Here is a 23,163-nt window from a genome sequence, read left to right on the forward strand (position 1 = left end):
TTGCCCCGCGTGTACATCTCCGCCGTCTTCTCCTCAAAACGCCGGATCGTCGCCATCCGCCGATATAATTCCAGCAAATCGTGCTCGCCCAGCTTTGCCAGCGCACGCTCGCTTACCCGCTCTCGTTCTAGTGCCATGATGCTTCTCTCGTTTGACGTTGGATTCTACTGGCTGGTGAAGACCGTTAAACGATCCGGTCCCCGGCAAGGAGCGTACGGCTAATGGCAAGCTCCAGGCTTACGAAGAAACCTGCGTTGGCAAAGAAGGGGCCGGCGCAGAATCGGAAACGCAAGGCACCGACCAGCCCTCACCGCCGTCAGGTCAGGGTCCGCCACAAGCTACCACCTGCCTATGCTAAACCCGCATTTAACCAAATAAATTATGGATTTGGCTTAGGCGACACAATAGGCCGCGCCCCAGGGCGGGGAGCATTCGACGCGCCCCGCCTGAGCGCTCAAAGCCAAAGGCTAAGTCATTAGTTTGCGGGCCGCGGCTTCAGCTCCGTCGCTTCTGCAGGTCGTGATAGCCGACCTTGGCGCGCGCGCTGCGCAAATCGATGCCCGCCAGCACCATCTCGCGAATCTGGTCCTCGGCGCGATGGATATCCTGGGCCGCCTCGAGGATCTGATCGATACGCGAGGCCGGGATGTTGACCACCCCGTCACCATCGCCGCGCAGGTAATCGCCGGGTTCGACCCGCACGCCGCCGATAGTTACCGGCACGTTGGTGGATTCCAGCCGGACGCGATCCTTACCGGTACGCATCCAGTTGGCCCGCGAATAAATAGGGTAGTTAAGCTCCAGGCTGCGGTCGACGTCGCGACAGATGCCGTCGATCACGGTGCCGGCGACCCCGCGCCGATGGGCAGTGGAGGTCAGCAAATCGCCCCAAATAGTAGCGTCCAGACGGCCGGTATTGTCGATGACCACCACCTGGCCCGGCCCCAGATCATCGATAAAGTCGCCCACGTTGCCGCGGTCGATTCCCACCGAGGCGTAATGCAGGGTGTAGGCGCGGCCGCAGAGGCGAAAGTTACGGGCCAAGGGCATTATCTGGTAGCACTGGCCGTTGAGGCCGTAGCGGTCCAGCGCATCGCTCAACTCGCTAGTGCCTAACTGGTTCAAAATCTTAAGGATTTCCGAATCGCTCACGATATCACCTCTGCAACAAATTCTCGTAATTGGCGCCCATCACGTCCGCCATCGGCTTGCCCGCGCGCACCCCTTCAGCCATCGCACGCTCGCGCGCGGCGATCTCTTCGGCGGCGGCCAGTACGCGCTCAGCTTGCTGAGCGGCCACGAACACCACGCCGCTGCCGTCGGCGAGAACAAGGTCGCCGGGCGAAACCTCGACGTTACCGACTTGCACCTTTTCGTTCCAGCCGTATTCCAACACCCGTCCGCGCGCGGTCAGCGGCACGGCGGCGCGAGCAAAGACCGGCAGGTCTAGCTCGCGGCTTTCGTCGATATCGCGGGCGGCACCGTCGACGATCACCCCGGCCACCCCCTTCTTGACGGCCCCCAAGGACAATAATCCGCCCCAGCCAGCGGCATCCAGCCGTCCCTTGTGGGCCATCACGATAACGTCGCCCGGGCGCGCCGCGTCAACCGCGGCGGTGCCCAGATGGCGCAGTGATTTACGGCCGTCGGCCGGCCCCAGCTCGGTGGTCAGCACACGCCCGGCCACGCGGCGCAGGACTGTCAGCGGACGCAGTCCCAGCACTACCCCGGTCAGTTGCAGCCGGTCCAGGGCGTCGGATACCGCGCAGGTATCGAGGCTGGAGAGGCGCCGAACCAAGTTGTCATCACTCATTTGCTTAAACCTGCCGGCCCGCTGACGCGGGCTTCTCTATGGAGTTTTGGGAAGAGCTTAATTGGCGCAGCGGCGGGAGGCGACCAGGCCGCGCCGGCGCGCGGCCCCATCGCGTCAGATGGCCTGGGCGTGGCAGACCGCCCGCCGGGGTGTCAGGTCCAGCGACCGAAGGCCAATCCGATCCCGGTCCCAGCCGCGGTTCGATAGACCGGGATGTATTCGCTCCACCGCATCTTGAGGCCCGAACCCTGCAGCGCACCGCCCATCACGATCCAATTTCGAATCTCGGAATTGCCCGAATTGAGCAGGCGCGGCGGCAGCGCCCGCAAAGCCTGCTCGTCGCCGTCGCGCAAGGCCTCCAGGACGAGGTTGTCCAGCCGCTCGTCGGTCACGAAATGGCTGAGTCCGCCCGAGGCCAGCACCATCACGCGCAGCTCCAGCGGGCACTGCTCGATGGCGCGGCGCAGGGCCTTGCCGATATCCACGCATCGCGACGGGGTGGGCTGGTTGGGAGGGTAGTAGGTGTTGAGCAGGACCGGGATGATGGGGATCTGCCGATGAGGCATCAGGCGCGCGGCCGGGAAGGTAAAGGCGTGGCCGAAACCGCCGCGCCGGGCCCCCTGCGGCACACCGTTGCTGATCGCCAAATCGATACCCTGCTCCAGCATGCTTGCAATCAGGGCCCGCGCCAACTGCGGCGCGGCCGGATACTCGCGATGGCCGTCCATGCCGTAGCCGACCGCGGTCTCGCGCAGCCACAGCGGCGCGCTATCGGGCAAACGATGCTCGGCTGTCACCTTGTCGCCATAAAAGATCGATACCGAGGGCAGGTTGGCGAACCCGAACAACTCTTCCTGATCGTCGCCCACCACCACTACCACGTCCGGATCGATCTCCGCGAGGTCGGCGGCCAGATGATCCAAAGCGTGCTGGGCACGCTGATAGTAGTCGTCGAACACGGCCAAATTGACATTGGCCGCCCACGGCTCACCATGGCGCTGGCGCAATTGTTCGTAGCTGAGCATCGTACCGTCGGTGTCGTAGAGATCCTTGGAGCGCATCTCGTCGGCAATTCGATCCATCCAAATCGGCGGTTTAATCACCAGAATAGGAGAATGCGAGGTGCCGATGCCCGCGACAATTTCAGCCATGATCCAGCCCTCCGCCGCTTACGTTCCTGTTGGTGTCACCGATCGGCGATGCTTACAAATAATCGCCGGTCGAGGAAAAGTCTCCGCGGCCTTGCTCCTTGCTCTCATCGCCTCCCTCTGCGCCAAGGAAGATCACCCGAGCAAGCAAGCCAGTTTTACAAGCAGGGTGCCCGCTCTCAAAGCACAATCGACTTGGCCGGCTTTGATTTCTAGGCACCCTGCCCGAGAGCGCTGGCTTACACGTCGAGCTTGAACAGCTTGCGCGCGTTGTCCTCCAGAATCATTTTCTTTTCGGCCGCGCTGAGGAAATCCATCTCCTCGATCCACGGCTTCATCATCTCGTCATAGGCTTTGCCGGTCTTGGGATTGACCGCGCTGCCGCTGCCGGGCTTCTCGGTCCCGAACAGGCTGCGGTCGGCGCCCACCACCTTGAACAGGCACTCCATCCCTTCCTTGGACCACACCGCGGTGTCGTACCAGAACTTGCGCATCCCTTCGTCGAAATCGCCCAGACCCTGCGAGGCGCCACCCTCGCCGTAGGCGAAGGAGCGCCAGCGTCCCACCTGCAGCGGGACCGCGCCGCCGGCGTGGCTTACCAGCACTTTGAGCTTGGGAAAGTTATTGAAGACCTTGAACTTCCACATTGAAATGACGGCCAGCGTCTCTTCGGCCAGGAAGTGTTCGGCGTAATACTCACGCCCGTTGTTGCAGCCCGCGGAATGGATATGGATCGGCACATCGAGCTGGCAGGCCTTTTCGTACAGCGGATACCAGTACTCCTGACCCATGTTGGGAGTCTTGTTATCGCCCTCGCCCGGATCGGGGTTGACCAGTACGCCCACAAATTTCAGGTCCTTGATGCAGCGGTCGAATTCCTCCAACGCCACCGTGACCGGCTCGCCGCTTATCTGAGGCAAGCCACCTACGCCGCGAAAGCGCTTGGGATAGAGCTTGACGGTGGCGGCGATCTCGTTGTTGAAAGCCTCGATCCACCAGGGCACGCTGACCGCAGGTTTGTGCGAATGCATCATCGCGTAGGGGCGCGGCGAGATGAGCTGCATGTCGAAGCCAACCTTGTCCATCAGGCCCACGTTGTTGTCCGCGGCTGCCTTGCGCGCTTCCTCGGTGATCCGCGGGCGGCCCTTGCCGTGGGCGCCAGCGGCCGAAGCCAAGCCGGTCCAGTAGGCTTGCAGGCCCAAGGTCACCACTAAATGAGCGTGTGCGTCGATTACCATATGATTTCCTTTCTGTGTTCCCTCTCTGGCACGCCCCGCAACCCGCGCGAGGACGCGCGCCAGACGTTATCCCACGTCCGCTGATCCGTCTTCAGATGACCCGGCCGCGGCCATTTATGCCCCCACAAGACCGCTGCGACTTGCTATCTTCAGATTTCATATGAGCCTAGCCAAAGCGTAAGTCAACGCTGGCTGGGTATCCAAAGGGCATCCACAAAAGGGCAGGGAAGCAAACAGGGTCAGGCAACTTCTGGCAAAGCAACCAAGCTCTAAAAGCGGGCAGCATTGGACACGCTGAAATTGGTCCGACGGCTGGAAGCGGCCCGACGGCTGCGGGCGGAGCTTGGGTCCGGCCGAGCTCAAGCCTCGAGCCGCGGACGCCGGCCAGCAAGCCCAGGTGCGCTTTGGGCGCCGACACGGGTAGGTTAAACTCCCTCCGACGATGGCTGCTCACACCAGTACAGCGGCTCCCAGCCGCGATCGGGAGACGACGGTCCCGCCACGCTGGCTTTTGCTTCCAGAGCTGGGGTTGACCCTCCTGGCTCTGACCCTGTTCTTCTTTCATCTAGGAAGCTACGGCTTGTGGGAGGCGGACGAACCACGCTACGCCGAAATTGCCCGCGAAATGGCCGCCGGCGGCAGTTATCTGGTGCCCCATCTGAACTACGTCCCCTACGTCGAAAAGCCACCCTTACTCTACTGGTTGACCGCGCTGGCTTTCCATCTGCTCGGGGCAACCCAATTCGCTGCCCGCCTGGTTCCCGCCATGGCAGCGATGCTGGGGCTGCTTGTCACCTGCTTTTTTACCCAACGAGTCTTCGATCGGCGCCGCGCGCTGCTGACCGGCGCGATCCTATGCACGGCACCGCTATACGTCGGTCTGGCTCAACTGCTGACCACCGACATGCTGCTTAGCCTCTTGCTGGCGGTTGCCTTCTGGTCGTTTTTTCTACAATGGCGCGAGGGCGGGCGATGGTGGCTGATTTTTTACCCCGCGGTAAGCCTCGCCGTCCTCACCAAGGGCCCCATCGGAGCGGTACTGCCAGGTGCCAGCGGCCTGCTTTTCCTACTGATTTACGATCGGCCGTTAGGCCCGGCCTTGCGCAAATTCCATCTCGTGGCTGGCAGCCTGATAACCGTGGCACTGGCCGCGCCCTGGTTCGTCCTGATAGCGCTGCGCTTGCCCGGATTCGTCGATTTCTACTTTGTCGGCGAGCACCTACGCCGCTTCTTCGTCGCAACTTACAGCCATGGCGAGCCGTTCTATTTTTATCTCCCAGTAATCTTGTTGGGCCTGATGCCTTGGACCGGCTGCCTTCCGCTTCTCCTGAGCGATGGCACCGCAGGCCCGGCGCGCGGCTACTGCCTGAGCGTGAGCGCGGTCATCCTGGGCCTGTTTTCGCTCGCCAATGCCAAGCTGATGCCCTATGTCCTGCCCGCGATTGCTCCGCTGGCGGTGCTGTTGGCCGACGCCATCGTCGGCGCGGCCGAGCGCTCGGTCAGGCAAGCCTCAGATCGACCTCCTTTTCCGTTTCTGCTCACTGGCATAATTGTAGCGGCCGGTGGCGCCGGCGTGACGGTCTTCAGTTTTCTTACGCCATACACCGGCAATCCCTATCTGCCAGCGTTGAGTAATCTGCTGCGGCTAATTGGCGTGACGCTGAGCTTGGGCGGGGCGCTGGGCGCGATCGCCTTTATCCGCCGGCGCGTTGCGGCGGGTTTTGCGCTGCTTACTCTGACCACCAGCGCGGCCGTGATTGGAGCGGGGTATTGCCGGATAGCGCTTGAGCCGATGCGGCCCTTCTCCGCTCTGTCGCGCCAAATCGCTGCCCGGGCGCCTGGCGCCACTCTGATTTGTTACCATCGTTATATTCAAAGTCTGCCCTTCTATACCCATCAAAGGGTCATTTTAGTCGGTCCAGCGTTGAGCGAATTGCGTTTTGGCGCCGAACACAGCCCCGACCGCGGCCGTTATTTTCTGCGCAACGACGATCAACTGCTCGACTTGTGGCGGCGTGCGCGCGATCCTGTGCTCGTGATCGACAGCGATGAGTTGAGCCGTCTCGGAGACCGCCTGGGCCGGCTGCGTCTGCTGGCCGCCGAGAGCGACAAGCGAGCCGTGGGCAAAGCCAAGCTTGGGGAGTCTCCGTAATGAGGTCGCCGACGGCCGTTCGATCCACGATCGAGTCCCCGACCACGCCCACCCCAGGCCGGCTGCGCGGAATCGGTAGCTACGCCATCCGGGCGCTGCTTGGAATCGCAATCTTGAGTTTTGTGCTGAGCCGGCTCAACCGCCATCTGCTCTGGCAGCTGATCAGCCGGGAGAAGCCCAGCTATTTCCTGGCGGCGGGTCTGATTTATCTGCTCGGGCAGATGGTGGCCGCGGCACGCTGGCAGCTACTGGCCTCGCTGGTCGGCATTTTGGCGAGGTACTCCGATTGCTTGCTTTATTTCTTTATTGGAGCGTTTACCAATCTTTTTATTCCTGGACTCGTCGGCGGCGATGCTACTCGTGCGATCTACCTGGGCCGGCGCTATCATGCCTTGGGCCGAGCGATAGCCAGTGTACTGGCCGACCGGCTGATCGGCCTGCTTGCCTTGGTCTGGGTGGCGACCGTGGCGGTGGCGACGTTGGGTCGCGGCGTGCTGCCAACAGCGGTCACCACCCCGGTGTTGATTGTTGGTACGGCCTCTGTCGTGAGCTACTTGTTGCTCCCCGCAATCCATGCCATCACGCGCTATTTGCCTGCCCGCGTCCGCGCCACCAGCGCGATTCTGGAACCCTACTTGCGCGGACGGTTGGCGATGGTGCCAGCGATTGCGCTGGCCTCGGTCCTTCATCTGCTTCAGGTAATCGCCCAATACGTGCTGGCGCTGGGCTTGGGCTTGACCCTACCCTTTCGCTTGTTCCTGCTCTGCGTGCCGCTGACCAACGTGCTAGCCTCGATGCCGATAACAATCGGCGGTTTAGGCGTTCGCGAGGGACTTTACGTAGTGCTTTTCGGTATTTTGGGAGCGGGCAAGGCCGACGCCGCCGCCAACGGCTTGCTGTGGTTCGCCGTGGTCACCGTGGTGGGAATCTGCGAGTCGCTGGCCTTCGTGCTGGCACCGACCCCGCTCCAACAGGAAAGCTCTAAATTGGCTTCCTTGTAACCGCTTTTTTTGCGCGTTATAGTTACTAACCAATCGGACAGGAGCCTGAGAGGCGCATACCCATGGACGTGATGAAAGCCCTATTTCTCAACCCGCCCTCCTACGAAGACTTCGACGGCGGCGCTGGTTCCCGCTATCAGGCCACCCGCGAGGTCTGGTCGTTCTGGTATCCGACCTGGCTGGCCTATCCGGCCGGGATGATTCCCGGGGCGCGTCTGCTCGATGCTCCGCCCCACAATTACGACGTCGCGATGACGGTTGCCGAAGCCAAGGCTTATGACTTGGTGGTGCTCCACACCTCGACCCCCTCGCTGCGCAACGACGTGCGCACGGCCGAGGCCATCAAAGCGGCCAACCCCAACGCGATTATCGCCTTTGTCGGCGGCCATCCCACGGCCGCGCCCGAGGAAGTGCTGAAGTTATCGCCGGCGATCGATATCGCCGGACGCAAGGAGTTCGACTATTCGATGGTCGAGGTGGCCCAGGGCCTGGACTGGGCTAAGATTGGCGGCATCAGCTATCAGCGCAACGGCGTCATCACCCACAACCCCGAGCGCCCGATTCTGACCGGCCAGGAGCTGGACAAACTGCCCTTCGTCAGCGAGGTGTACGAAAAGAACCTCGACTATCTGCGCTATAACAGCCCCTATTGCCAATACCCCTACGTCTCGCTTTACACCGGCCGCGGTTGTCCGGCCCAATGCACCTTCTGCCTGTGGCCGCAGGTCACCCAAGGCCATCGCTACCGCACGCGCAGCCCGGAGAACGTCTACGAAGAGGTTTCGATGTTGAAGGCCAAGTTCCCCAAGATGAAGGAACTGTTCTTCGACGACGATACCTTCACCGCCGACGCCAAGCGGGCCCGTCGCATCGCCGAGTTGCTCAAGCCGCTGGGGCTGACCTGGTCAACCAACTCGCGCGCCAACGTCGATTACGAAACTCTGCGCCTGATGAAGGAGAGCGGGTTGCGCCTGTTCGTGGTCGGGTATGAAACCGGCAACGCCCAGATTCTCAAGAACATCAAGAAGGGAGTGAGCCTGGAGCAGGCCCGCCGCTTCACGCGCGATTGCCACAAGTTGGGAATCCTGATTCACGGCACTTTCATCCTGGGGCTGCCCGGAGAAAGCACCAGCACCATCGAGGAGTCGATCCGGTTCGCGCGCGAGATGGATTGCGAGACCATTCAGGTCTCGCTGGCCTCACCCTACCCCGGCACCGAGCTGTTCAAATATGTGGTGGACAACGGTTTCCTGGCGGTTGATCCGCTGCTGGACGAATCCGGCTACCAGAAATGCACGGTGCGCTATCCTGGGCTGAGCAGCCAGGAGATTTACGCCGCGGTCGAGCGCTTTTACCGCAGTTTTTATTTTCGCCCCAAATATATCTTCAAGGCCGTGCGCAAAATGGCCACCTCCACCGAGGAGTGCAAGCGCCTGCTGAAAGAAGGCCGCCAGTTCTTGTCCACGATGCGACAGCGGCGGGTCCAGGCCTCGGCCTGAGTCAGATTGAGGCCGGCAAGCTGGGTGGCGGGCGCGAAAGCCCGGAGCTGACGAGAGTATCGCATGCACATGTGGTTGTTGGTTAGTTTGTCGCTGGCCGCTAGCTGTATCGCGCTGGGCTATTACGGCGCCACCGTGCTGGCTGGCTGGAAATTCGCCCGCGCGCGCAAACAGCTGCCGCCCTTGCCACCCTCCCTGCCACGGGTGGCACTGCTCAAGCCCCTGCACGGAGCCAACCAGAGCCTGAGCGACAATCTGAACAGCTTCCTGGATGTGGATTATCCCAACAAGCAGTACATCTTCGGCGTCTCCGATAGCCGCGATCCGGCCTGCGCCGTGCTCGCCCAGGTCGTCGCCAACCATCCCGGTATGGAGGTCCGGCTGGAGGTAGGCGGCTTGGCCGATGCCGCCAACGATAAGGTGGGCAAGCTGGTGCGGATGGCGCGACAAGCGCGTCAGGCCGATATCCTGGTCCTAAGCGACGCCGATATCGCGGTTCAACCCGACTATCTACGCCGGGTGGTGGCCGAACTCAGCTCCGATCCGCGGGTCGGCGTGGTCACCAGCCTGTATCGGGCGTGGCCCGGAACCCAAGCCCTGGGCGCCAAGCTGGAGGCGGCCTACGTCAATACCGACTTTCTGCCCTTGGCGCTGCTGGGCAGCACGGTGGGGCCCCTCAGTTATGCTTTCGGCGCGACTATCGCAATCAAGCGCGAGGTACTGGAGGCGGTGGGCGGCTTCGAGGCGCTCAAGGATCTGCTGGCCGACGATTTCCATCTAGGCAACCGCGCCTTTCAGTGCGGCTATGGGATTAAGCTATCGTCCGAACTGGTGACCATCGTTACCAATGAGAGCAGCCTGAGCGACTTCTGGACCCATCAATTGCGCTGGGCGCGGACCTATCGCAGCGTGCATCGGGGCAGTGTGGCGACGGTGTTGACGCACGGCACTTTCTGGGGTCTGGTGCTGATGGCCACCAGCCGCTTCAATCCCATGGCGATCGAGGCCTTCGGCTTGCTGCTGGCGGCGCGCTACGTGACCGCTGGCTTCATGGTCAAGACGGTAGCCCAGCTGCCACTGCGCCTGCGCGATCTGATTTTCCTGCCGCTTAAGGATCTCGCCGGCACCGCTATCTTTTTCGCTAGCCTGCTGGGCCGCACGGTACGTTGGGGCGATCGGCGCTTTCGCGTGCTTGCCACCGGCCATCTGAAAGAGATTCAAGGCTGAGCGGGCTCAACCGACCAAGCACCTCGGCCTTAAAGCCCCAAATTGGCGGGCAAATGGGCCAACTCGCGATTGCGAAACGCAAGCGCGATCCGCAATCGCTCCAGATGCTGTTCAATGGTCTTGCCCGCCTGTTTAACCGGATGGGTGCGGAAGAACTCACTGACCTCGGCCTCGCGGTCGAGTAGCGCAGTGATTCCTTGGCACATCCGCGGCAGCGCATTTTCGGGGTAGCGGGCAACCATCTGCTCCCAATGCTCGCGCATGAAGTCCCAGGCCTCATAGCGACATCGAATATTGTGCAGCAACTCTTGCATCAGGTAGGGCGCGTTCTGGGTACGAACCTCGCCGTTGAGCGTCATCTGCATGGTTCGGCGCAGCAAGGGAAGCTGGTTGAAATCGGCCAAGGCGAATAAATAGCGCTGCTCTTCCTGGGGCGTGCGTGCATTTTTGAAACTGTCGTGGAACTCCTGGTAATCGGCCTCCCCGCCGGTGTGCGCGATAATCCCAATCAGCGCCGGCAGCAGATTGTTGTCCACCGCCTGCCCCTCGCGCTTGTAATGACTGTAGAGTTCGCGCGCCTGGCTTTGGATAGCCTGGTCCTCGCCCAAGGTGCCCAGGGTGGCGATTAGGTTGCCACGCAACTGCCCGGCCAATTCGCTCTCGCCCGGCTGCGGTTGCCACCCCAGGCGCTGAGCCGCAGGCCCAACCAGCGCACGCACCTCGGCCGCCAGCGCCGGCAATTGCGCCGGGCTTACGGCCGCTTGCAGGTAACTCAGTGGCCCCAACAGCGCGCGCCATACGATAAGTTCGGTCTCGTTGCGCAAGCGGCGGGCCAGCGCAAAGAATTCACGCAACGGGGTCAATCCGGCCAGCGTCGCCGCCCACACGTCGTTGACCAGGCTAAAGCGCTCGATTTGGGAAAGTTCTTCTAACGACTGGTTGAGTGCGCTCGCCATCTCCTCGCTGTAACGCACCCGGTAAAACCCATCTCCATTGCGATTGACCACCGCCCATTTGACCGGCGCGGGCAGCGTCAGCGTGGTTTGCGCTTCGGTCATCAGCAGTTTGCGCTCAACGGGCCCCTGCTCGGTCATCGCTTGGACCATCAGCGGGATGTGCCAGAGCTGATCGTCCTGCGTGAGACCGCGCTTTTCATAGATGAAGCGCTGCTGGCGCAGGTTGAGCGTGCGCCGGTCGGCGCCGGCGGTTACGTTGACGATCGGATAGCCGGATTGAAAGATCCACGAGTCCATCATCTTGCGCACGGGTTGACCCGAGGCCTCTTCCAGCGCGTCCCACAGATCCCCGGTCTCGGCGTTGGCATATGCATGGCGGCGCAGGTACAGCGCGATGCCTTTTTGGAACTGTTCAGGCCCCAGGTAGACCTCCAGCATCCGCAGCACGGCCGCCCCTTTTTCGTAAGTCAGCACGTCGAACATGCCGCCCGCCTCCTGGGGAGAACGCACGGTATATTCAATCGGGCGAGTGCTGTGCAGACCATCGACCGTCATCGCGGCGGCGCGCGAGACCCCGAAGGTGATCCAGCGCTGCCACGCCGGCTTCCAGGCATTGACCGCCATCATTTCCATGAAGGTGGCAAAGGCCTCATTGAGCCACAGTCCGTTCCACCATTTCATGGTCACCAGATCGCCAAACCACATATGGGCGTTTTCATGCGAGACCACGTCGGCGACGCGCTCCAATTCGGCGCGCGAGGCGCTCTTCTCATCCACCAGTAAAGCGGTCTCGCGGAAAGTAATCGCACCCAGATTTTCCATCGCCCCCGAGGCGAAGTCTGGAATCGCGATCAGGTCCAGCTTGTCGCCGGGGTACTTGATGCCGTAATAGTCGGCGAAAAATTTCAGCGAAAAGGCGCCGACCTGGAGCGCCCAACTCGCCAGTGCCTGCTTACCGGGGACGTGCACCACGCGCAGCGGGGTTCCGCCCACGTCTACCGGCGCGGTGGCCTCGAACTCGCCCACCACAAAGGCCAGCAGGTAGGTGGACATCTTGATGGTGGGTTTAAACACCACTTCTTTCCGACCGTCCGCCAGCTTGCTTTCATGGGCGATCGCCGTGTTGGAAAAGGCGTTCAAATGCTCGTCGATTACCAGGGTCACGGCGAAGGTAGCCTTCAGCGCTGGCTCGTCCCAGCAAGGAAAAGCGCGGCGTGCGTCGGTCGCCTCGAACTGGGTGGAAGCCAGCAGATGAAGCCGCCCATCGCTGTCTTTGTAGCTGCTGCGATAGAACCCGTGCAGCTTGTCGTTGAGAACTCCCGTGAAAGCGATATCAAACTCCCATCGCCCCGGACCAAGCATCCGTTCCCAATGCACAGTGGCACGTTCGTTGGCGGGGTCGAGTTGCGCCTTGCCCTCGATCCGCTCGCCCGCGCGCATCGCGCTGACCGCGCCCAACTCCAATTCCACCGCGTTGAATGTAACTTCCTGGACCGGCTGATGGACCTCAAGCGTGACGCGTTGCTGGCCACGGAAGGTAAAGGCAGCCAGATCGGGCTCCAAGCGCAATGCGTAGTGAAGTGGGGTGACGGTAGTGGGCAAACGATGCAAATCGCCCGTGGCCTCGGCCTGGGCGCTATCGTGATGCAACATCGGGCTTATTCCTTTCGCTGGCGCGGCGCCAAGCACGGCTGCCGGCGAACGCCGGCCCGTCTCAAATTTTTAGCAGACCGGCGCAAAGCATGAACAGCAACCCGCGCAAAATTCTTCGTCTGCCGCTTAATCGGCGTTCGCCGCGCGCAGCGGGGCGAACGCCTGGGCCAGCGCCGAGTAGGTGGTAAGCTGGATATTTTCGCGCGCCAACAATCCCGGCAGGCGGGGATCGGTTAGGATATCGACCTCGCGCTGCCCCTGAGCCGGTGGGCCGCCAGAAGAGCCCGCCTGGGCCGGATGGAAGTAAATCTCGGTAGCCCCTTTTGGTAAACGGTTCAGCACAGCCTGAAAATAGGCCGCGCTCATGTTGCCGCTTTGATGCAGTCCGTACAGCCAGTCCGTGCTCTTGAGCCCGCGCTCGTCCATCTTGCGCCGAGCCCGCGCGCTCAGGAGGCGGAAAATCACCGCCTCCACCACCTTGCGCCCGCCATGGTCGCGGCTTAAGCGCAGGGTGGTGAAGAGCCGCTCGCGCGGCAGACGGATGCAAGGAACGCGATACTCCTCGGCCAGATCAATCAGGATGTCGAATAGGACTGGATGGACGTGGAAATTAAGGTGGCCGTCGATATGGTTGAGATAGCCCACCAGCTGCAGATGCCGCTCGATTTGGGCGCGAACCTCATCGGTCAACGGGCCGCGCACGCGCCGATCGAAAAAGTAGCGCATCCCGGCCGCTACCGGATTGTTACCAAAGCAGTTGGCCCCGTCGACCAGCCCGCGCAGGCGCGCTTTGGGCAGCACGCTGTGGCCCATGCAAACGACCAGGTGCAGTCCCACGTCCAGTTCGGGACAATCGCGTGCCGCCGCCGCGCCCGCAGCCGCCGCCTTGCCCGCCACCATCATGCTGGTGCTGGTCAGGATGCCATGGCGATGGCAGCGCAGAATACCTTCGTTAACCTCGGCAGAGACTCCGAAGTCATCGCCGTTGATAATCAGTTGTTTCAAGGCCGTCGCCAGCAGGAGATTGGGCCGTGCGCGACGCACGCCTTTCTCTTACCCTGCCAGCCCTCCTCCCCTCATGCGAGCTTTCACGCTTGGCTAATTCTGCTAGGAATGACTCATTCGCTCAAGCTCTTCGTGTGCTAAAATGGGTAAGTGTTGCGTATGTTGGTCATTTTCTATGCTTTCAGGCGCGAAATCGCCCCCCTTCTGACACGCCTGGACCAGCGCCGCGCTCGCCCTGATCTCAACGGCTTTGAGGGCAGCGTGGGCGGTCAAAGCATTTTTCTGCTCGCCACCGGCATCGGCCAAGCCCGCGCTCGTGCGCGTGCCGAACGCGCCCTCGCATCGATTGCGCCACCTCGCCTGGCGATTACCACCGGGGTTGCGGGTGCTCTGAGCGCGACGCTGCATTGCGGCGATTTGCTTTTGGCCGATTCCCTCCTCTTACAGACCGAATTCGGCCCAGCGCGCGCTTTCCCCGTCAATCGGCTTTTGCTCCAAGGGGCCGAGCGCAGCTTGCGCCAAGCCGCTTTGCATGCCCATCGCGGCGCCCTGCTGACTGCCGGTCGGGTGTTGGCGGATCGCGCGGCCAAGCAGATGGCCGGAGAACTCAGCGGCGCCCTCGCGGTGGATATGGAAAGCGCCGCGGTGGCCGAGCTGTTGGAACAACGCGCAATTCCCTGGCTGTGCCTGCGCGCCGTACTCGACGAATTGGAAGACGAGGTGGTGGGCGCCGAGCTCACCGACGCCGAAGGTCGGGTGGCGCCGCTCAAGGCTGCGTTCCATCTACTGAGGCACCCCGAGCAGCTTGGACGCCTGCCGGGGATGGCGCGCAAGCTGGCTCACGCCAGCCGCATCCTGGCCGCCGGCCTTGCCGCTATCGGCGATTTTTAGGCGGGAGGGAAATAATTCTCCACACTCAGGCCATTGCCATCTTTCTTTGAATAGTGGCAAGGGCGCACCTCGTCCGGCCATGTCCGAGGCTTGTGGCAGTCCTGTTAATAAGACCGGCCTCCCGCCCGTCCACCAATGCGTGAGCCTCCTCGCCGCTTCACTGCCGACCTAAAGCTTGCCGACCGCCCTATACCGCCTCTCGCCGCGGCTGCGGCCGGCGCTCGCGGAAGTAGGGCAGCACTTCCTGAGCGATCGCCGCTTGATTCGCCTCGACCATCGCATGAGGCATGGTCCCGAACTGGGTCTTGGTAAGCGAATAGTTGAAGCCGGCCAGATCCTGATACTCGGCCAGCCTTTCGCGCACCGTGTTGGGTCCACCCACGATTACCACCCCTTTGTCGATCAGGTCCTCGGCGCTCTGCCAATCGCTGCGATGGGCCCGAAGCTGGCGAATACGCTTGATCGATTCGATACTGGTATAGCCCGGCGGCATCATCAAAGCCGGATTGGTCTTGAGAAAGTAATTGGCGTAACTCTCCAGATGAGGCTTGGCCTCGCGCAAGGCCCGGGCGTCGCTCTCCGCCACGTAGATCGCATTGGACCAGGCCAGTTGGTCGGGCGACGCCTCATAGCCGGCCCGCTGCGCGGCTTCGCGGTAGAGCTGGAAGGTTTTGGCCACCAAGGCGATGGGCGCCAGCGTCTGGCAGAAGGTGTAGCGCTTGCCCGCCGCCCATTCGATCGTGCTCGACGAGCCCGAAGAGGGAATGAAGATTGGCGGATGGGGCTCCTGGTAGGGTCGCGGCCACGGATTGACGTACTTGAAATTGTAGTGCTTGCCCTCGAAGGCGAAGGGACCAGGCTCGGTCCAGGCGCGCACGATCAAGTCATGGGCCTCGATGAAGCGCTCCTGCGAATAGGTCGGGTTGACTCCCATGGAATGATATTCGGCGCCGATCCCGCGCACAAAACCCGCGATTATCTTGCCACGGGTGATGTTGTCCAGGACGGCGTACTCTTCCGCCACCACCAGCGGATTGGACAGCAGCGGCAGCGCGCGCCCCAAGATCGCGATCTTGCCATGGCGGATTCGGCGCGACAGCGCCCCCGCCAGCACGCCCGGGGTCGGCATCAGACCGTAGGCGGTCTGATGATGCTCGTTCATCACAACCCCGTCGAAGCCCAGAGCGTCGGCCGCTTCGAGCTGATCCAAGTACTGGTTGTAAAGCTCCGCCCCCTTCTTCGGATCGTAATGGCGATTGCTGTGCGTAACCCAGGCGGTACCGTCCCGCTCGATCTGCGCCAGATCGGCGTCCGCGTAAGGCATCAGGTGAAAATTGAAGAGTTTCATGATTCGGCCCGCTCCGCGCAAAACTCGCCGACCAGCCGAACGAAGGTCTCGGGTTGTTCCTGGATCGGGAGATGGCCACAGCGCGGCACCACCGCTAGCCGCGCTCCCGCAATCGCCTGCGCCCACGCCTGGCCGTACACCGGCGGAAACAGCCGATCGTTCTCGCCCCAGATGATGAGGGTCGGAATGCGAATGCGACAAAGCCAGCGCTGCAGGTGAGGATCGTGGAAACGTGGCTGCCACGCCAGCCTGGCCACCGTTCGCTGATTGGCCAGCCGCACGTCCTCGCTCTCAGGTGCGAGCATCGTGGCCACCGCCTTATCGGCAAGCGTTTGGTCGAAAAACAGCGCCCGCACACCCTGCTCCTCGTTTAGCAGGAAAGGGTCGAGCTGCGCGACTCCGGGCAGCAAGAGCCCAGGGGCGTCCATCAAGGCGAGCGACGCCAGCCGGCTCGCGTTGCGCATCGCCAATTCCGCCGCGACCCACCCACCGAGCGACAAACCGACCAGGTGGACGCGGCGCAGATCGAGCGCGTCGAGGAACTCCAGATAGAAATTGGCCAGGTCACCCACGCTCTCCAGCCACGGCGGTAACTGGCCGCCGCCGAAGCCTGGAGCCTGTGGCACGATCACCTCGAAGCGTTGGGCCAGAGCCTGCAGAGCGGGAAGAAACCGCGGGCTCCCACCTCCGCCGTGCACCACCACCATCGGCGCGCCCTGGCCGGCCCGCTTCACGAGGAAGGACGCACCCAACAACGTCATGGTCGAGATCTGCGGTTCCACGGCGCGATCTTCCGAAGGCTCGCGCTGGATGTCAATGACCGGGTCCGGCCTATCGTGGGCAGAAAAGCTTGGCCTGAGCGCGATCTGCTGGCCACATCGTGCACAAAGGCCCCCGGTTTTCCCCAAACATCACCTCTCCAGAAATTGCTGATTTATGATATTAAACCAGTCTCAATCTATCCAAGTACTATTATTTATACTAATATGGCCTAAGCTCGTGCTGGCTTAGGAGGAGCCCTTAACAATGCCAAAGCTAAAACTTCTGCTGTACGCCCTGACTTGCTGTTTGATCACCGGCTGCGCCTCGATCTTCTCAAGTGGCCCCGAGAACCTAACCCTTCAGAGCTCCCCAACCGGAGCGACCTACCAGTACGGCACCTTCAGCGGCAAGACGCCCGACACGATCGCCGTGCCAAGAAATGCTATCTCCAAAGCCTATTCGGTTTCTTTCTCGCTGCCTGGCTACAATACGAAAAGCATGCCGGTGGATACCCGGATTCAGGGCGTAACCTGGTTGGACTTGCTATTTTGGCCCGGGTTCATCGTGGATTTCGCGACCGGAAACGCTTATGCACTGGCGACCCCAGTCGTTAACGCGACCCTGCAGCCGGCTGTCGCCAGCGCTGCGCCATCCACGCCCCCGGTGGCCGCAAAGTAGGTCGCTCTCCGCCACCCGTGGAAAACTGATTGGAGTTTTTTGGTGGGCAGGGAGTGAATCGAACACTCGACACAAGGATTTTCAGTCCTTTGCTCTACCGACTGAGCTACCTGCCCGCCCGCGTCGGCTGAAGAGTCTTTATAGCTACCCGTAAGCCTTCGCCTATGCAACTGCGCCCCGCCCCCGCGGGTACCTTCCGAAAAAAGCGCGGGTGGCCGGCTGAGCCTCCGGCACCCGCGCTTAAACACCGGCATCCCAGGCTATTGCTGCTCAGTCGCGCGCCCGGTGGGATTCTGAGCCGTTTGGCCGGCGGATGCGTCTCGGTCGAGATTCTCGGACATGTGCAGATGGGCCTCCAAAACGGGCAAGGTCTGATGAATATAGGTCTCGGCGGTGCGATTGTCCTGCAACTGCTGCTCGGCTTGGCGGAACTGCTCGATCGCCTGCCGATGCTCGTTGATGTCGTCGCGCAGGAAGGCCCGGTTGAACTGCGCGCCGTTGAGCTGATGGAGCCGATCATAAGTCGCCTGCTGGTTGCGGCTGACCTGATTGGAAAGCTGCACGTGGCTCTGGTTGGCCAGCGCCTGAAGCGCGGCCTGATTGGCCCGATGGTCACCCTCCATGGTATCGGCTAGCGTGCGCATCGCCTAATTGCTTCCAGATTTGTCGCGCGCCAGCGAGGCTGCTGGCTGCTCGCTCTTGTTCATCCGCGCGGCTGCCGGCATCATCTGCGCCAACTCACCCTTGGAGTCCGCGCCAACACTGCTCTGCCCTGCCCGCTGGCCGATTGCTCGTTTTGCGCTAGTGCCACCCCAGCCAAGCTCGTTACCAAGCCTGCTGCCACGACCCAGCCGATCACTCGCCTTATCATTGGATGTGCCCTCCCGCGTTAACGTCGGACACTTGCCCGTGCAAATGCCGGGCCGTCCTGCGCCGTTGTGCAGCGCAGCCGCTTGATCACACAGGGATAGGCCCGGCTCGGAATAGCTAGGGGTTAACGCGGAGCCCGAGCGCTTGCTCGTGGAAGGCAGGGTTTACAGGGTTCACGCTTTCGATGGCGTGCGCGCGCTGAGGATTTGGTCGATTAGGCCATATTCCCGCGCCTGCTCGGCGCTCATGAAGGAATCGCGTTCGGTGTCTTTTTCGATCCGCTTGAGCGGCTGTCCGGTGTGTTCGGCGAGTACCACGTTGAGCGCCTCGCGCAGGCGCAAGGCCTCCCGGGCCTGGATCTCGATATCCGAGGCCTGGCCCTGAAACTCGCCCGAGAGCTGATGGATCATGATGCGGCAGTGGGGTAGCCCGTAGCGCCGCCCCTTGCTGCCCGCCGCCAGCAGCACCGCCGCCATGCTCGCCGCCTGACCCACGCACAAGGTCGAGACCGGCGGTTTGACGAACTGCATGGTGTCGTAAATTGCCAGCCCCGCGGTCACCGAACCGCCGGGTGAATTGATGTACAAGTTGATCTCGAGCTCGGGATTGTCGGCTTCTAGAAACAGGAGCTGGGCGGAGATCAGGTTGGCCACATCGTCGGTAATCGGTCCGCCCAAAAACACGATCCGATCGCGTAGCAGGCGCGAGAAAATATCGTAGGAGCGCTCGCCGCGCCCGGTCTGCTCGATTACGTAAGGAACTAAAACGCCCATGCCCGCACCTGTCCCTGATCGAATATTACCACGGCACGCACCAATCGCAGGCATCGCGCAATGGTGCGGCGCGAGAAAAATCCACGGCGGCCGCTCCACTCAACGCAGCCTGAAGCTGTCGCCCAAAAAGACTTGGCGCACGTTGGCACTTTCCACGATCTCTTGCGGTGCGCCCTCCATCAGGATCTGCCCGCCATGAATAACGTAGGCACGATCGATAATCGACAAGGTTTCGTGCACGTTGTGATCCGACATCAAAACGCCGATCCCGCGCGTTTTGAGATATTCGATAATTCGCCGGATCTCCACTACCGTGATCGGGTCGATCCCGGCAAAGGGCTCGTCCAGGCATAAAAAGGTCGGATTAAGCACCAGCGCGCGCGTGATTTCCACCCGCCGTCGTTCGCCGCCAGATAGCACCCCCGCCTTAACCTTGGCCAGGTGAGTAATATCCAGCTCGCTGAGCAAGGATTGGAGGCGGCCAGTGCGTTCTTCTTCATTCAGCGGCAAGGTCTCCAGCACCGCCAGCAGGTTCTGCTCCACCGTCAGCTTGCGGAATACCGAGGGTTCCTGGGGCAGGTAGCTCACGCCGCGGCGGGCGCGTTGATAAAGCGGCAAACTGCCGACATCTTCGCCATTTAGCAGGATGACGCCAGAATCGGGCTTGAGCAGTCCCACCAGCATATAAAAGCTGGTGGTCTTGCCGGCCCCATTGGGGCCGAGCAACCCCACCACCTCGCCGGCCTCGATGCGAATGCCGACCCGGTTGACCACTCGCCGGCCGTTGTAGCTCTTGGTCAGTTCGCGCCCTTCCAAGGAGCCGCGCGCACCTTCCCGCCCCGGCCACAGCTCGGCCACCGGCCTGCGCACTAACGGCGCCCTGGATAGCTCCACTCCGCTTGCCATTGTCGCCGCGCACCCCTGCCTCGGGCCGCGTGCCTATATATGCACGCGGCAACGCGTGGGCGAGCTGGAACGGGCCCATGTTATTGCGCTCGCCTGCGCCTTACAACCGGTTTCGTGCGCCGGCGCCACCCTAATAGGACAGCCGTCAGATCGAGAATGAGAAGTGACCGTCCCTGATGTCCTGCGTTAACCGGAGGGACGTACTCGAAGACGAGTAAGCTTGGAACCCACCAATTGATTCCGTTGAACACAATCCCAAGGTCCACGACATAGGTATTGGTAGCCACCGATGTCTGCGTGGCAGAACCCATCGGCCGCATACCCGCTGGCGATATGCCGACAGCCGTAACCACGGCGGCCGAGATACACGTGATCTGTGCGCCCGTATCGACCAAAGCGGAAAACAGTCGATTCGGGGCTATCGGTTGAAGGAACCTAGCGGGCGTTACGGCGGCGCTGCCAGCGGGCGCATCGACCCCGACTTGAATCAGTGGACCAATTGCAGGGTTACACTGACCGCTCAGGGACGGCATGTGTGTAGAAGCCTAGATCGACAGAGCCATCGGTTACTTCCTGAATTGAAAATTTGCTTTGCCCATAGTTCTTCAGCCCCACCTTATACGCATCTCCGGCGGTGTCGAAAAACTCGACAACTTGTCCATCGTGCAGCAACGCAAATTTTCCGCGATGGCTGACCAGCAGATTGGGCAGCAAGCGTCGGAATGCCTCGTAATTGCGCCTTACTTCGTCTTTCTCCGTATCGGGCATTGTCGAGGTCTCCATGGGGGTTCTATCCGTACCACGAATTTACCTGTCCCTTCAACGGATAGCGAGCGTCAATCACGCGGGCCGCCAAATTAGGAGGCTGCCGGGCCGCCCTTGGCCGCCAAAGCAGGCCCCACTGGTCGCCCAAATCCGCCAAAGGGCGCTGTCTCCGCATCTGAGGCTTCGCTACGCTTGCTGTTTGCTCCCCCCGTTACGAGCCGTCCCACTCCGTCTTGCCCAACGGGCGGCAATCCTCCAGCAATTGGCGTGCCTGCTCGGGCGTGCGCTTGTGATCGGCCGTCAGATGCATCCACCAGCGGTCGCGATAGGAGTAGGCATTGCTCGTCCTGAACTCGATCCCGCACAGCGGACAATAGCGCCACGTCCCCATCCGGTAGCCCGGATGGTCGTGCTGATTACGTGCAACAACGCGCGACATGAATACCCCCCGAAGCCGTTCATTCGTAGGAGCGATTAAGCCAGCCCTCCAGAAACGGGTCCGCGCACCCGTGCGCGGCCTCATACCGGGCCGCGACCAGACGGCAATAACCGGCGAACTCCGAGCGCAACGCCGCGATCGCCACCGCCGGTGGACAGCGGCACGCCGCGGCCACCGTCAGCGGCCCCACCACCCCGTCATCCTTCAGATCACCCATCCCGCCCGCGCGCAATGCACGCTGCAGGCTCTGATGGGCTGGGACCGGCGCGGTGACCGCCAAATCCAGGAGCTTGGCGGCCAGCTCCGCAGGTAGCCGGCCGTAACCGTAACGCAACCACCAATCCCGGTAGTAGATTGCCGCCGCCTGCTCGGGACGCAGCTCTTTGATATCAAGCTTAGGATAGCTGCGCTGGCTGATCCCGTATTTCGTAGCCCCTCCCGGATCCAGTGGATTGGCGACGTACCCGCCTTCATGACCCAGCACTACCCGCACCGCCGCGGCGAAAGCCTCGTCCTCCCACCATTGCATCGCTGACCCGTCCCGCGCGCAGGCGTCAGGCTAGCCGGCCGTCGCCCGAAATTCGGGCGACGCCAGCACTGCGTCGAGCAATTGCTCGGGATCCACCGATCCCTGCGCCACTCCCGGCAACAAATCGTATCCGCTGGCGCGGATTACCGCGGTGACATATTCGGAGCAGAAAAAATCGCTCTTATGGCACAGTGGATTGCGCGCCAGGCGATGGGCCAGCAGCTTTTCCGCCTCCACCCAAGTCATTCCGAACAGCGCCGCGTAATCGTAGGGCCGGTTGATATAACGGCGCAGACGGGCAATCCCCGGCCACAGGTCGAAATTCGCCAGATAAAGCCGCCGCCGCTCTCCCGCCATCGCCTCGAAGGGCTCCAAGGTAAGCCCGTTCCAATTCGCCCCCAGCGTCATCCGCCCGCCGAAGCACGGATCGTCCCAGGCCAAAAACGCGTGCGAGACCGCCCCTCCCCCTTCAGCCGAGCGAATCAGCGCGCCCAGCAACCCAGGCGCCGCGCTGAAGCCCACCATCACTCGCGGCCGCTCCATCACAACGCCCCGATCACGCCACTGGCCACCGCCGCGTAGGCCGCGTTGATCAACGCGTTGAGGCTGGCCGTGCCCAGGCTTTTGATCGTCGGCCACAAGTTGGCCGCTAGCTGCGTCTTGATCGATTCCGCCACCAACGCGAACTTGTCTGCGCCGCTAAGCCCGCTGTGGCCATTGGCGCCAAGCACGGCGTTTTGCACCGTGGCCACCAGGCTGTGAAAATCCGCTAGCGCCATCGTCTCGATCTTTCCGCCAGCCTCCTTGAGCGCAGCCTCGGCATCCTTCTTGACGAGTTGGTAAATGCCCTGCGCCCACGGCATGATAGGCACCAACGCCTGTTGCAATTCTTCTTGCGCTCCGCCAAACCAGTTCTCGATTGCACCGATCAGATCCATTGCTTGCGCCTCCTGCTCCCGTTTACCAGTCCACTCGCCCCATCCCGCCGCTGCCGGCCTAACCTGCCGTCGCTGACATTCCCGGCGGCGGCATCCGCACCCCGAGCAGATAGGCGGCTACCGCCAGCAACGCGAGCGCGTAGCTTTGGCTGTGCGCGGGAACCAGCCGGTAGATCGCTCCGGTCGCGATAATCGCCCCGACCAGCGACGCCAACGCATGTTTGCCCCATTCCATCTCGCCGTCCTCCCGGCCTCCTCGTTCATCCGGCGCCTAAGCCCGCGATTCGCGCGCTCAGCTCGCCGAAGCGCCGATTATCTTCCTCCCGATGGTCTTCCAGCTCGCGATGGATTTGACTCAAACCGCTGTCGTAGGCGCGTCGATGGTCGGCCAGTTCCACCCGCACCTGATCCAGCTTGGCCTCGATCCGGACGACCGCCGCGCTCATGCCAAGGTCGGGACGCGCGGCGCCGAATAAGCGTCGCACCGCCGCCATGAAACCCAGGCCCGCCCCACCTACCGCCAGCGCGTCGCGCACCTCTTCCGTATTGACTCCGTGTCCCATCCGCCCACC

24 protein-coding genes and 1 tRNA gene are annotated in these 23,163 nt (G+C 62.1%); 6 read left to right on the forward strand and 19 right to left on the reverse strand.

Going from position 1 to position 23,163, the window contains the following annotated elements:
- Window positions 1-495: 495 nt before the first annotated feature.
- The 4 genes from VKV28_04670 to VKV28_04685 form a co-directional block, all read right to left on the reverse strand.
- Window positions 496-1,152 (reverse strand): RraA family protein, encoded by a 657-nt coding sequence (locus VKV28_04670; protein ID HLH76083.1) that lies wholly within the window; start codon window positions 1,150-1,152, stop codon window positions 496-498.
- 4 nt (window positions 1,153-1,156) lie between these two features.
- On the reverse strand, window positions 1,157-1,813 hold the full coding sequence (locus VKV28_04675) for a hypothetical protein (GenBank protein HLH76084.1): 657 nt from the start codon (window positions 1,811-1,813) through the stop codon (window positions 1,157-1,159).
- A 152-nt stretch (window positions 1,814-1,965) separates the two neighbouring features.
- Window positions 1,966-2,964: a hypothetical protein gene (locus VKV28_04680; protein HLH76085.1), complete on the reverse strand. Its 999-nt coding sequence runs from the start codon at window positions 2,962-2,964 to the stop codon at window positions 1,966-1,968.
- A 236-nt stretch (window positions 2,965-3,200) separates the two neighbouring features.
- Window positions 3,201-4,199 carry an amidohydrolase family protein gene (locus VKV28_04685; protein ID HLH76086.1) on the reverse strand — a complete coding sequence of 333 codons (999 nt, stop codon included), beginning with the start codon at window positions 4,197-4,199 and terminating at the stop codon, window positions 3,201-3,203.
- A gap of 442 nt (window positions 4,200-4,641) precedes the next feature.
- On the opposite strand from VKV28_04685, the gene VKV28_04690 reads away from it, so the two are divergent.
- From VKV28_04690 to VKV28_04705, 4 genes are all read left to right on the forward strand, one after another.
- Window positions 4,642-6,351, forward strand: coding sequence for a glycosyltransferase family 39 protein (locus VKV28_04690; GenBank protein ID HLH76087.1), 1,710 nt, complete (start codon window positions 4,642-4,644; stop codon window positions 6,349-6,351).
- Entirely contained in the window at window positions 6,351-7,352 is a 1,002-nt protein-coding gene (locus VKV28_04695; protein HLH76088.1) for a lysylphosphatidylglycerol synthase transmembrane domain-containing protein, read from the forward strand. The genes VKV28_04690 and VKV28_04695 overlap by 1 nt, the downstream gene beginning before the upstream one ends.
- 62 nt (window positions 7,353-7,414) lie before the next feature.
- Entirely contained in the window at window positions 7,415-8,851 is a 1,437-nt protein-coding gene (gene hpnJ / locus VKV28_04700) for a hopanoid biosynthesis associated radical SAM protein HpnJ (GenBank protein ID HLH76089.1), read from the forward strand.
- 69 nt (window positions 8,852-8,920) lie between these two features.
- Window positions 8,921-10,078: a glycosyltransferase gene (locus VKV28_04705; GenBank protein HLH76090.1), complete on the forward strand. Its 1,158-nt coding sequence runs from the start codon at window positions 8,921-8,923 to the stop codon at window positions 10,076-10,078.
- Window positions 10,079-10,107: 29 nt separating this feature from the next.
- On the opposite strand, the gene VKV28_04710 is transcribed toward VKV28_04705, so the two are convergent.
- Together VKV28_04710 and hpnK are read right to left on the reverse strand one after the other, a co-directional pair.
- Window positions 10,108-12,687, reverse strand: a complete 2,580-nt coding sequence (locus tag VKV28_04710) for a M1 family metallopeptidase (GenBank protein ID HLH76091.1) — start codon at window positions 12,685-12,687, stop codon at window positions 10,108-10,110.
- Between the two features lie 126 nt (window positions 12,688-12,813).
- Window positions 12,814-13,731 carry a hopanoid biosynthesis-associated protein HpnK gene (gene hpnK, locus VKV28_04715; protein ID HLH76092.1) on the reverse strand — a complete coding sequence of 306 codons (918 nt, stop codon included), beginning with the start codon at window positions 13,729-13,731 and terminating at the stop codon, window positions 12,814-12,816.
- A gap of 120 nt (window positions 13,732-13,851) precedes the next feature.
- Here hpnK and VKV28_04720 point away from each other — a divergent pair, with 120 nt between their 5' ends.
- Complete coding sequence (locus VKV28_04720; GenBank protein HLH76093.1) at window positions 13,852-14,583, forward strand: hypothetical protein; 732 nt, start codon at window positions 13,852-13,854, stop codon at window positions 14,581-14,583.
- 187 nt (window positions 14,584-14,770) lie between these two features.
- Here VKV28_04720 and VKV28_04725 read toward each other — a convergent pair whose 3' ends face one another.
- On the reverse strand, window positions 14,771-15,931 hold the full coding sequence (locus tag VKV28_04725) for an LLM class flavin-dependent oxidoreductase (protein HLH76094.1): 1,161 nt from the start codon (window positions 15,929-15,931) through the stop codon (window positions 14,771-14,773).
- Window positions 15,928-16,713, reverse strand: coding sequence for an alpha/beta hydrolase (locus VKV28_04730; protein HLH76095.1), 786 nt, complete (start codon window positions 16,711-16,713; stop codon window positions 15,928-15,930). Before VKV28_04730 ends, VKV28_04725 begins: the two co-directional genes overlap by 4 nt.
- A 244-nt stretch (window positions 16,714-16,957) precedes the next feature.
- On the opposite strand from VKV28_04730, the gene VKV28_04735 reads away from it, so the two are divergent.
- Window positions 16,958-17,371 (forward strand): hypothetical protein, encoded by a 414-nt coding sequence (locus VKV28_04735; protein HLH76096.1) that lies wholly within the window; start codon window positions 16,958-16,960, stop codon window positions 17,369-17,371.
- Between the two features lie 40 nt (window positions 17,372-17,411).
- Here VKV28_04735 and VKV28_04740 read toward each other — a convergent pair.
- The 11 genes from VKV28_04740 to VKV28_04790 all read right to left on the reverse strand — a co-directional run bounded on the left by VKV28_04740 (window position 17,412) and on the right by VKV28_04790 (window position 23,154).
- Window positions 17,412-17,487: transfer RNA gene (locus VKV28_04740), tRNA-Phe, on the reverse strand.
- 144 nt (window positions 17,488-17,631) lie between these two features.
- On the reverse strand, window positions 17,632-18,015 hold the full coding sequence (locus VKV28_04745) for a DUF4142 domain-containing protein (protein HLH76097.1): 384 nt from the start codon (window positions 18,013-18,015) through the stop codon (window positions 17,632-17,634).
- A gap of 399 nt (window positions 18,016-18,414) precedes the next feature.
- The gene (clpP, locus tag VKV28_04750) at window positions 18,415-19,014 is read right to left on the reverse strand and encodes an ATP-dependent Clp endopeptidase proteolytic subunit ClpP (protein ID HLH76098.1); all 600 of its coding nucleotides are present in this window, start codon (window positions 19,012-19,014) and stop codon (window positions 18,415-18,417) included.
- Between the two features lie 99 nt (window positions 19,015-19,113).
- Window positions 19,114-19,920 (reverse strand): LPS export ABC transporter ATP-binding protein, encoded by an 807-nt coding sequence (lptB, locus tag VKV28_04755; protein ID HLH76099.1) that lies wholly within the window; start codon window positions 19,918-19,920, stop codon window positions 19,114-19,116.
- 507 nt (window positions 19,921-20,427) lie between these two features.
- Window positions 20,428-20,688 (reverse strand): hypothetical protein, encoded by a 261-nt coding sequence (locus tag VKV28_04760; GenBank protein ID HLH76100.1) that lies wholly within the window; start codon window positions 20,686-20,688, stop codon window positions 20,428-20,430.
- Window positions 20,689-20,896: 208 nt separating this feature from the next.
- Complete coding sequence (locus tag VKV28_04765; protein ID HLH76101.1) at window positions 20,897-21,124, reverse strand: hypothetical protein; 228 nt, start codon at window positions 21,122-21,124, stop codon at window positions 20,897-20,899.
- Between the two features lie 19 nt (window positions 21,125-21,143).
- Window positions 21,144-21,653, reverse strand: a complete 510-nt coding sequence (locus VKV28_04770; protein ID HLH76102.1) for a glycosyl hydrolase 108 family protein — start codon at window positions 21,651-21,653, stop codon at window positions 21,144-21,146.
- A 30-nt stretch (window positions 21,654-21,683) separates the two neighbouring features.
- Entirely contained in the window at window positions 21,684-22,196 is a 513-nt protein-coding gene (locus VKV28_04775; GenBank protein HLH76103.1) for a hypothetical protein, read from the reverse strand.
- Window positions 22,196-22,591, reverse strand: coding sequence for a hypothetical protein (locus tag VKV28_04780; protein ID HLH76104.1), 396 nt, complete (start codon window positions 22,589-22,591; stop codon window positions 22,196-22,198). Before VKV28_04780 ends, VKV28_04775 begins: the two co-directional genes overlap by 1 nt.
- A gap of 58 nt (window positions 22,592-22,649) precedes the next feature.
- A complete protein-coding gene (locus VKV28_04785) occupies window positions 22,650-22,826 on the reverse strand; it encodes a hypothetical protein (protein ID HLH76105.1) in 177 nt (58 codons plus the stop codon).
- A gap of 25 nt (window positions 22,827-22,851) precedes the next feature.
- Window positions 22,852-23,154: a hypothetical protein gene (locus VKV28_04790; protein ID HLH76106.1), complete on the reverse strand. Its 303-nt coding sequence runs from the start codon at window positions 23,152-23,154 to the stop codon at window positions 22,852-22,854.
- Window positions 23,155-23,163 lie beyond the last annotated feature (9 nt).

The organism is Candidatus Binataceae bacterium (assembly GCA_035294265.1).
GTDB lineage: Bacteria > Desulfobacterota > Binatia > Binatales > Binataceae > DATGLK01.

Bases quoted from the DNA above. Each gene is read 5' to 3' on its own strand.
- VKV28_04675 (HLH76084.1), bottom strand. From the start codon at position 1,813: ATGAGTGATGACAACTTGGTTCGGCGCCTCTCCAGCCTCGATACCTGC.
- VKV28_04680 (HLH76085.1), bottom strand. From the start codon at position 2,964: ATGGCTGAAATTGTCGCGGGCATCGGCACCTCGCATTCTCCTATTCTG.
- VKV28_04685 (HLH76086.1), bottom strand. From the start codon at position 4,199: ATGGTAATCGACGCACACGCTCATTTAGTGGTGACCTTGGGCCTGCAA.
- VKV28_04690 (HLH76087.1), top strand. From the start codon at position 4,642: ATGGCTGCTCACACCAGTACAGCGGCTCCCAGCCGCGATCGGGAGACG.
- VKV28_04695 (HLH76088.1), top strand. From the start codon at position 6,351: ATGAGGTCGCCGACGGCCGTTCGATCCACGATCGAGTCCCCGACCACG.
- hpnJ (HLH76089.1), top strand. From the start codon at position 7,415: ATGGACGTGATGAAAGCCCTATTTCTCAACCCGCCCTCCTACGAAGAC.
- VKV28_04705 (HLH76090.1), top strand. From the start codon at position 8,921: ATGTGGTTGTTGGTTAGTTTGTCGCTGGCCGCTAGCTGTATCGCGCTG.
- VKV28_04710 (HLH76091.1), bottom strand. From the start codon at position 12,687: ATGTTGCATCACGATAGCGCCCAGGCCGAGGCCACGGGCGATTTGCAT.
- VKV28_04720 (HLH76093.1), top strand. From the start codon at position 13,852: ATGTTGGTCATTTTCTATGCTTTCAGGCGCGAAATCGCCCCCCTTCTG.
- VKV28_04725 (HLH76094.1), bottom strand. From the start codon at position 15,931: ATGAAACTCTTCAATTTTCACCTGATGCCTTACGCGGACGCCGATCTG.
- VKV28_04735 (HLH76096.1), top strand. From the start codon at position 16,958: ATGCCAAAGCTAAAACTTCTGCTGTACGCCCTGACTTGCTGTTTGATC.
- VKV28_04745 (HLH76097.1), bottom strand. From the start codon at position 18,015: ATGCGCACGCTAGCCGATACCATGGAGGGTGACCATCGGGCCAATCAG.
- clpP (HLH76098.1), bottom strand. From the start codon at position 19,014: ATGGGCGTTTTAGTTCCTTACGTAATCGAGCAGACCGGGCGCGGCGAG.
- lptB (HLH76099.1), bottom strand. From the start codon at position 19,920: ATGGCAAGCGGAGTGGAGCTATCCAGGGCGCCGTTAGTGCGCAGGCCG.
- VKV28_04760 (HLH76100.1), bottom strand. From the start codon at position 20,688: ATGCCCGATACGGAGAAAGACGAAGTAAGGCGCAATTACGAGGCATTC.
- VKV28_04765 (HLH76101.1), bottom strand. From the start codon at position 21,124: ATGTCGCGCGTTGTTGCACGTAATCAGCACGACCATCCGGGCTACCGG.
- VKV28_04770 (HLH76102.1), bottom strand. From the start codon at position 21,653: ATGCAATGGTGGGAGGACGAGGCTTTCGCCGCGGCGGTGCGGGTAGTG.
- VKV28_04775 (HLH76103.1), bottom strand. From the start codon at position 22,196: ATGGAGCGGCCGCGAGTGATGGTGGGCTTCAGCGCGGCGCCTGGGTTG.
- VKV28_04780 (HLH76104.1), bottom strand. From the start codon at position 22,591: ATGGATCTGATCGGTGCAATCGAGAACTGGTTTGGCGGAGCGCAAGAA.
- VKV28_04785 (HLH76105.1), bottom strand. From the start codon at position 22,826: ATGGAATGGGGCAAACATGCGTTGGCGTCGCTGGTCGGGGCGATTATC.
- VKV28_04790 (HLH76106.1), bottom strand. From the start codon at position 23,154: ATGGGACACGGAGTCAATACGGAAGAGGTGCGCGACGCGCTGGCGGTA.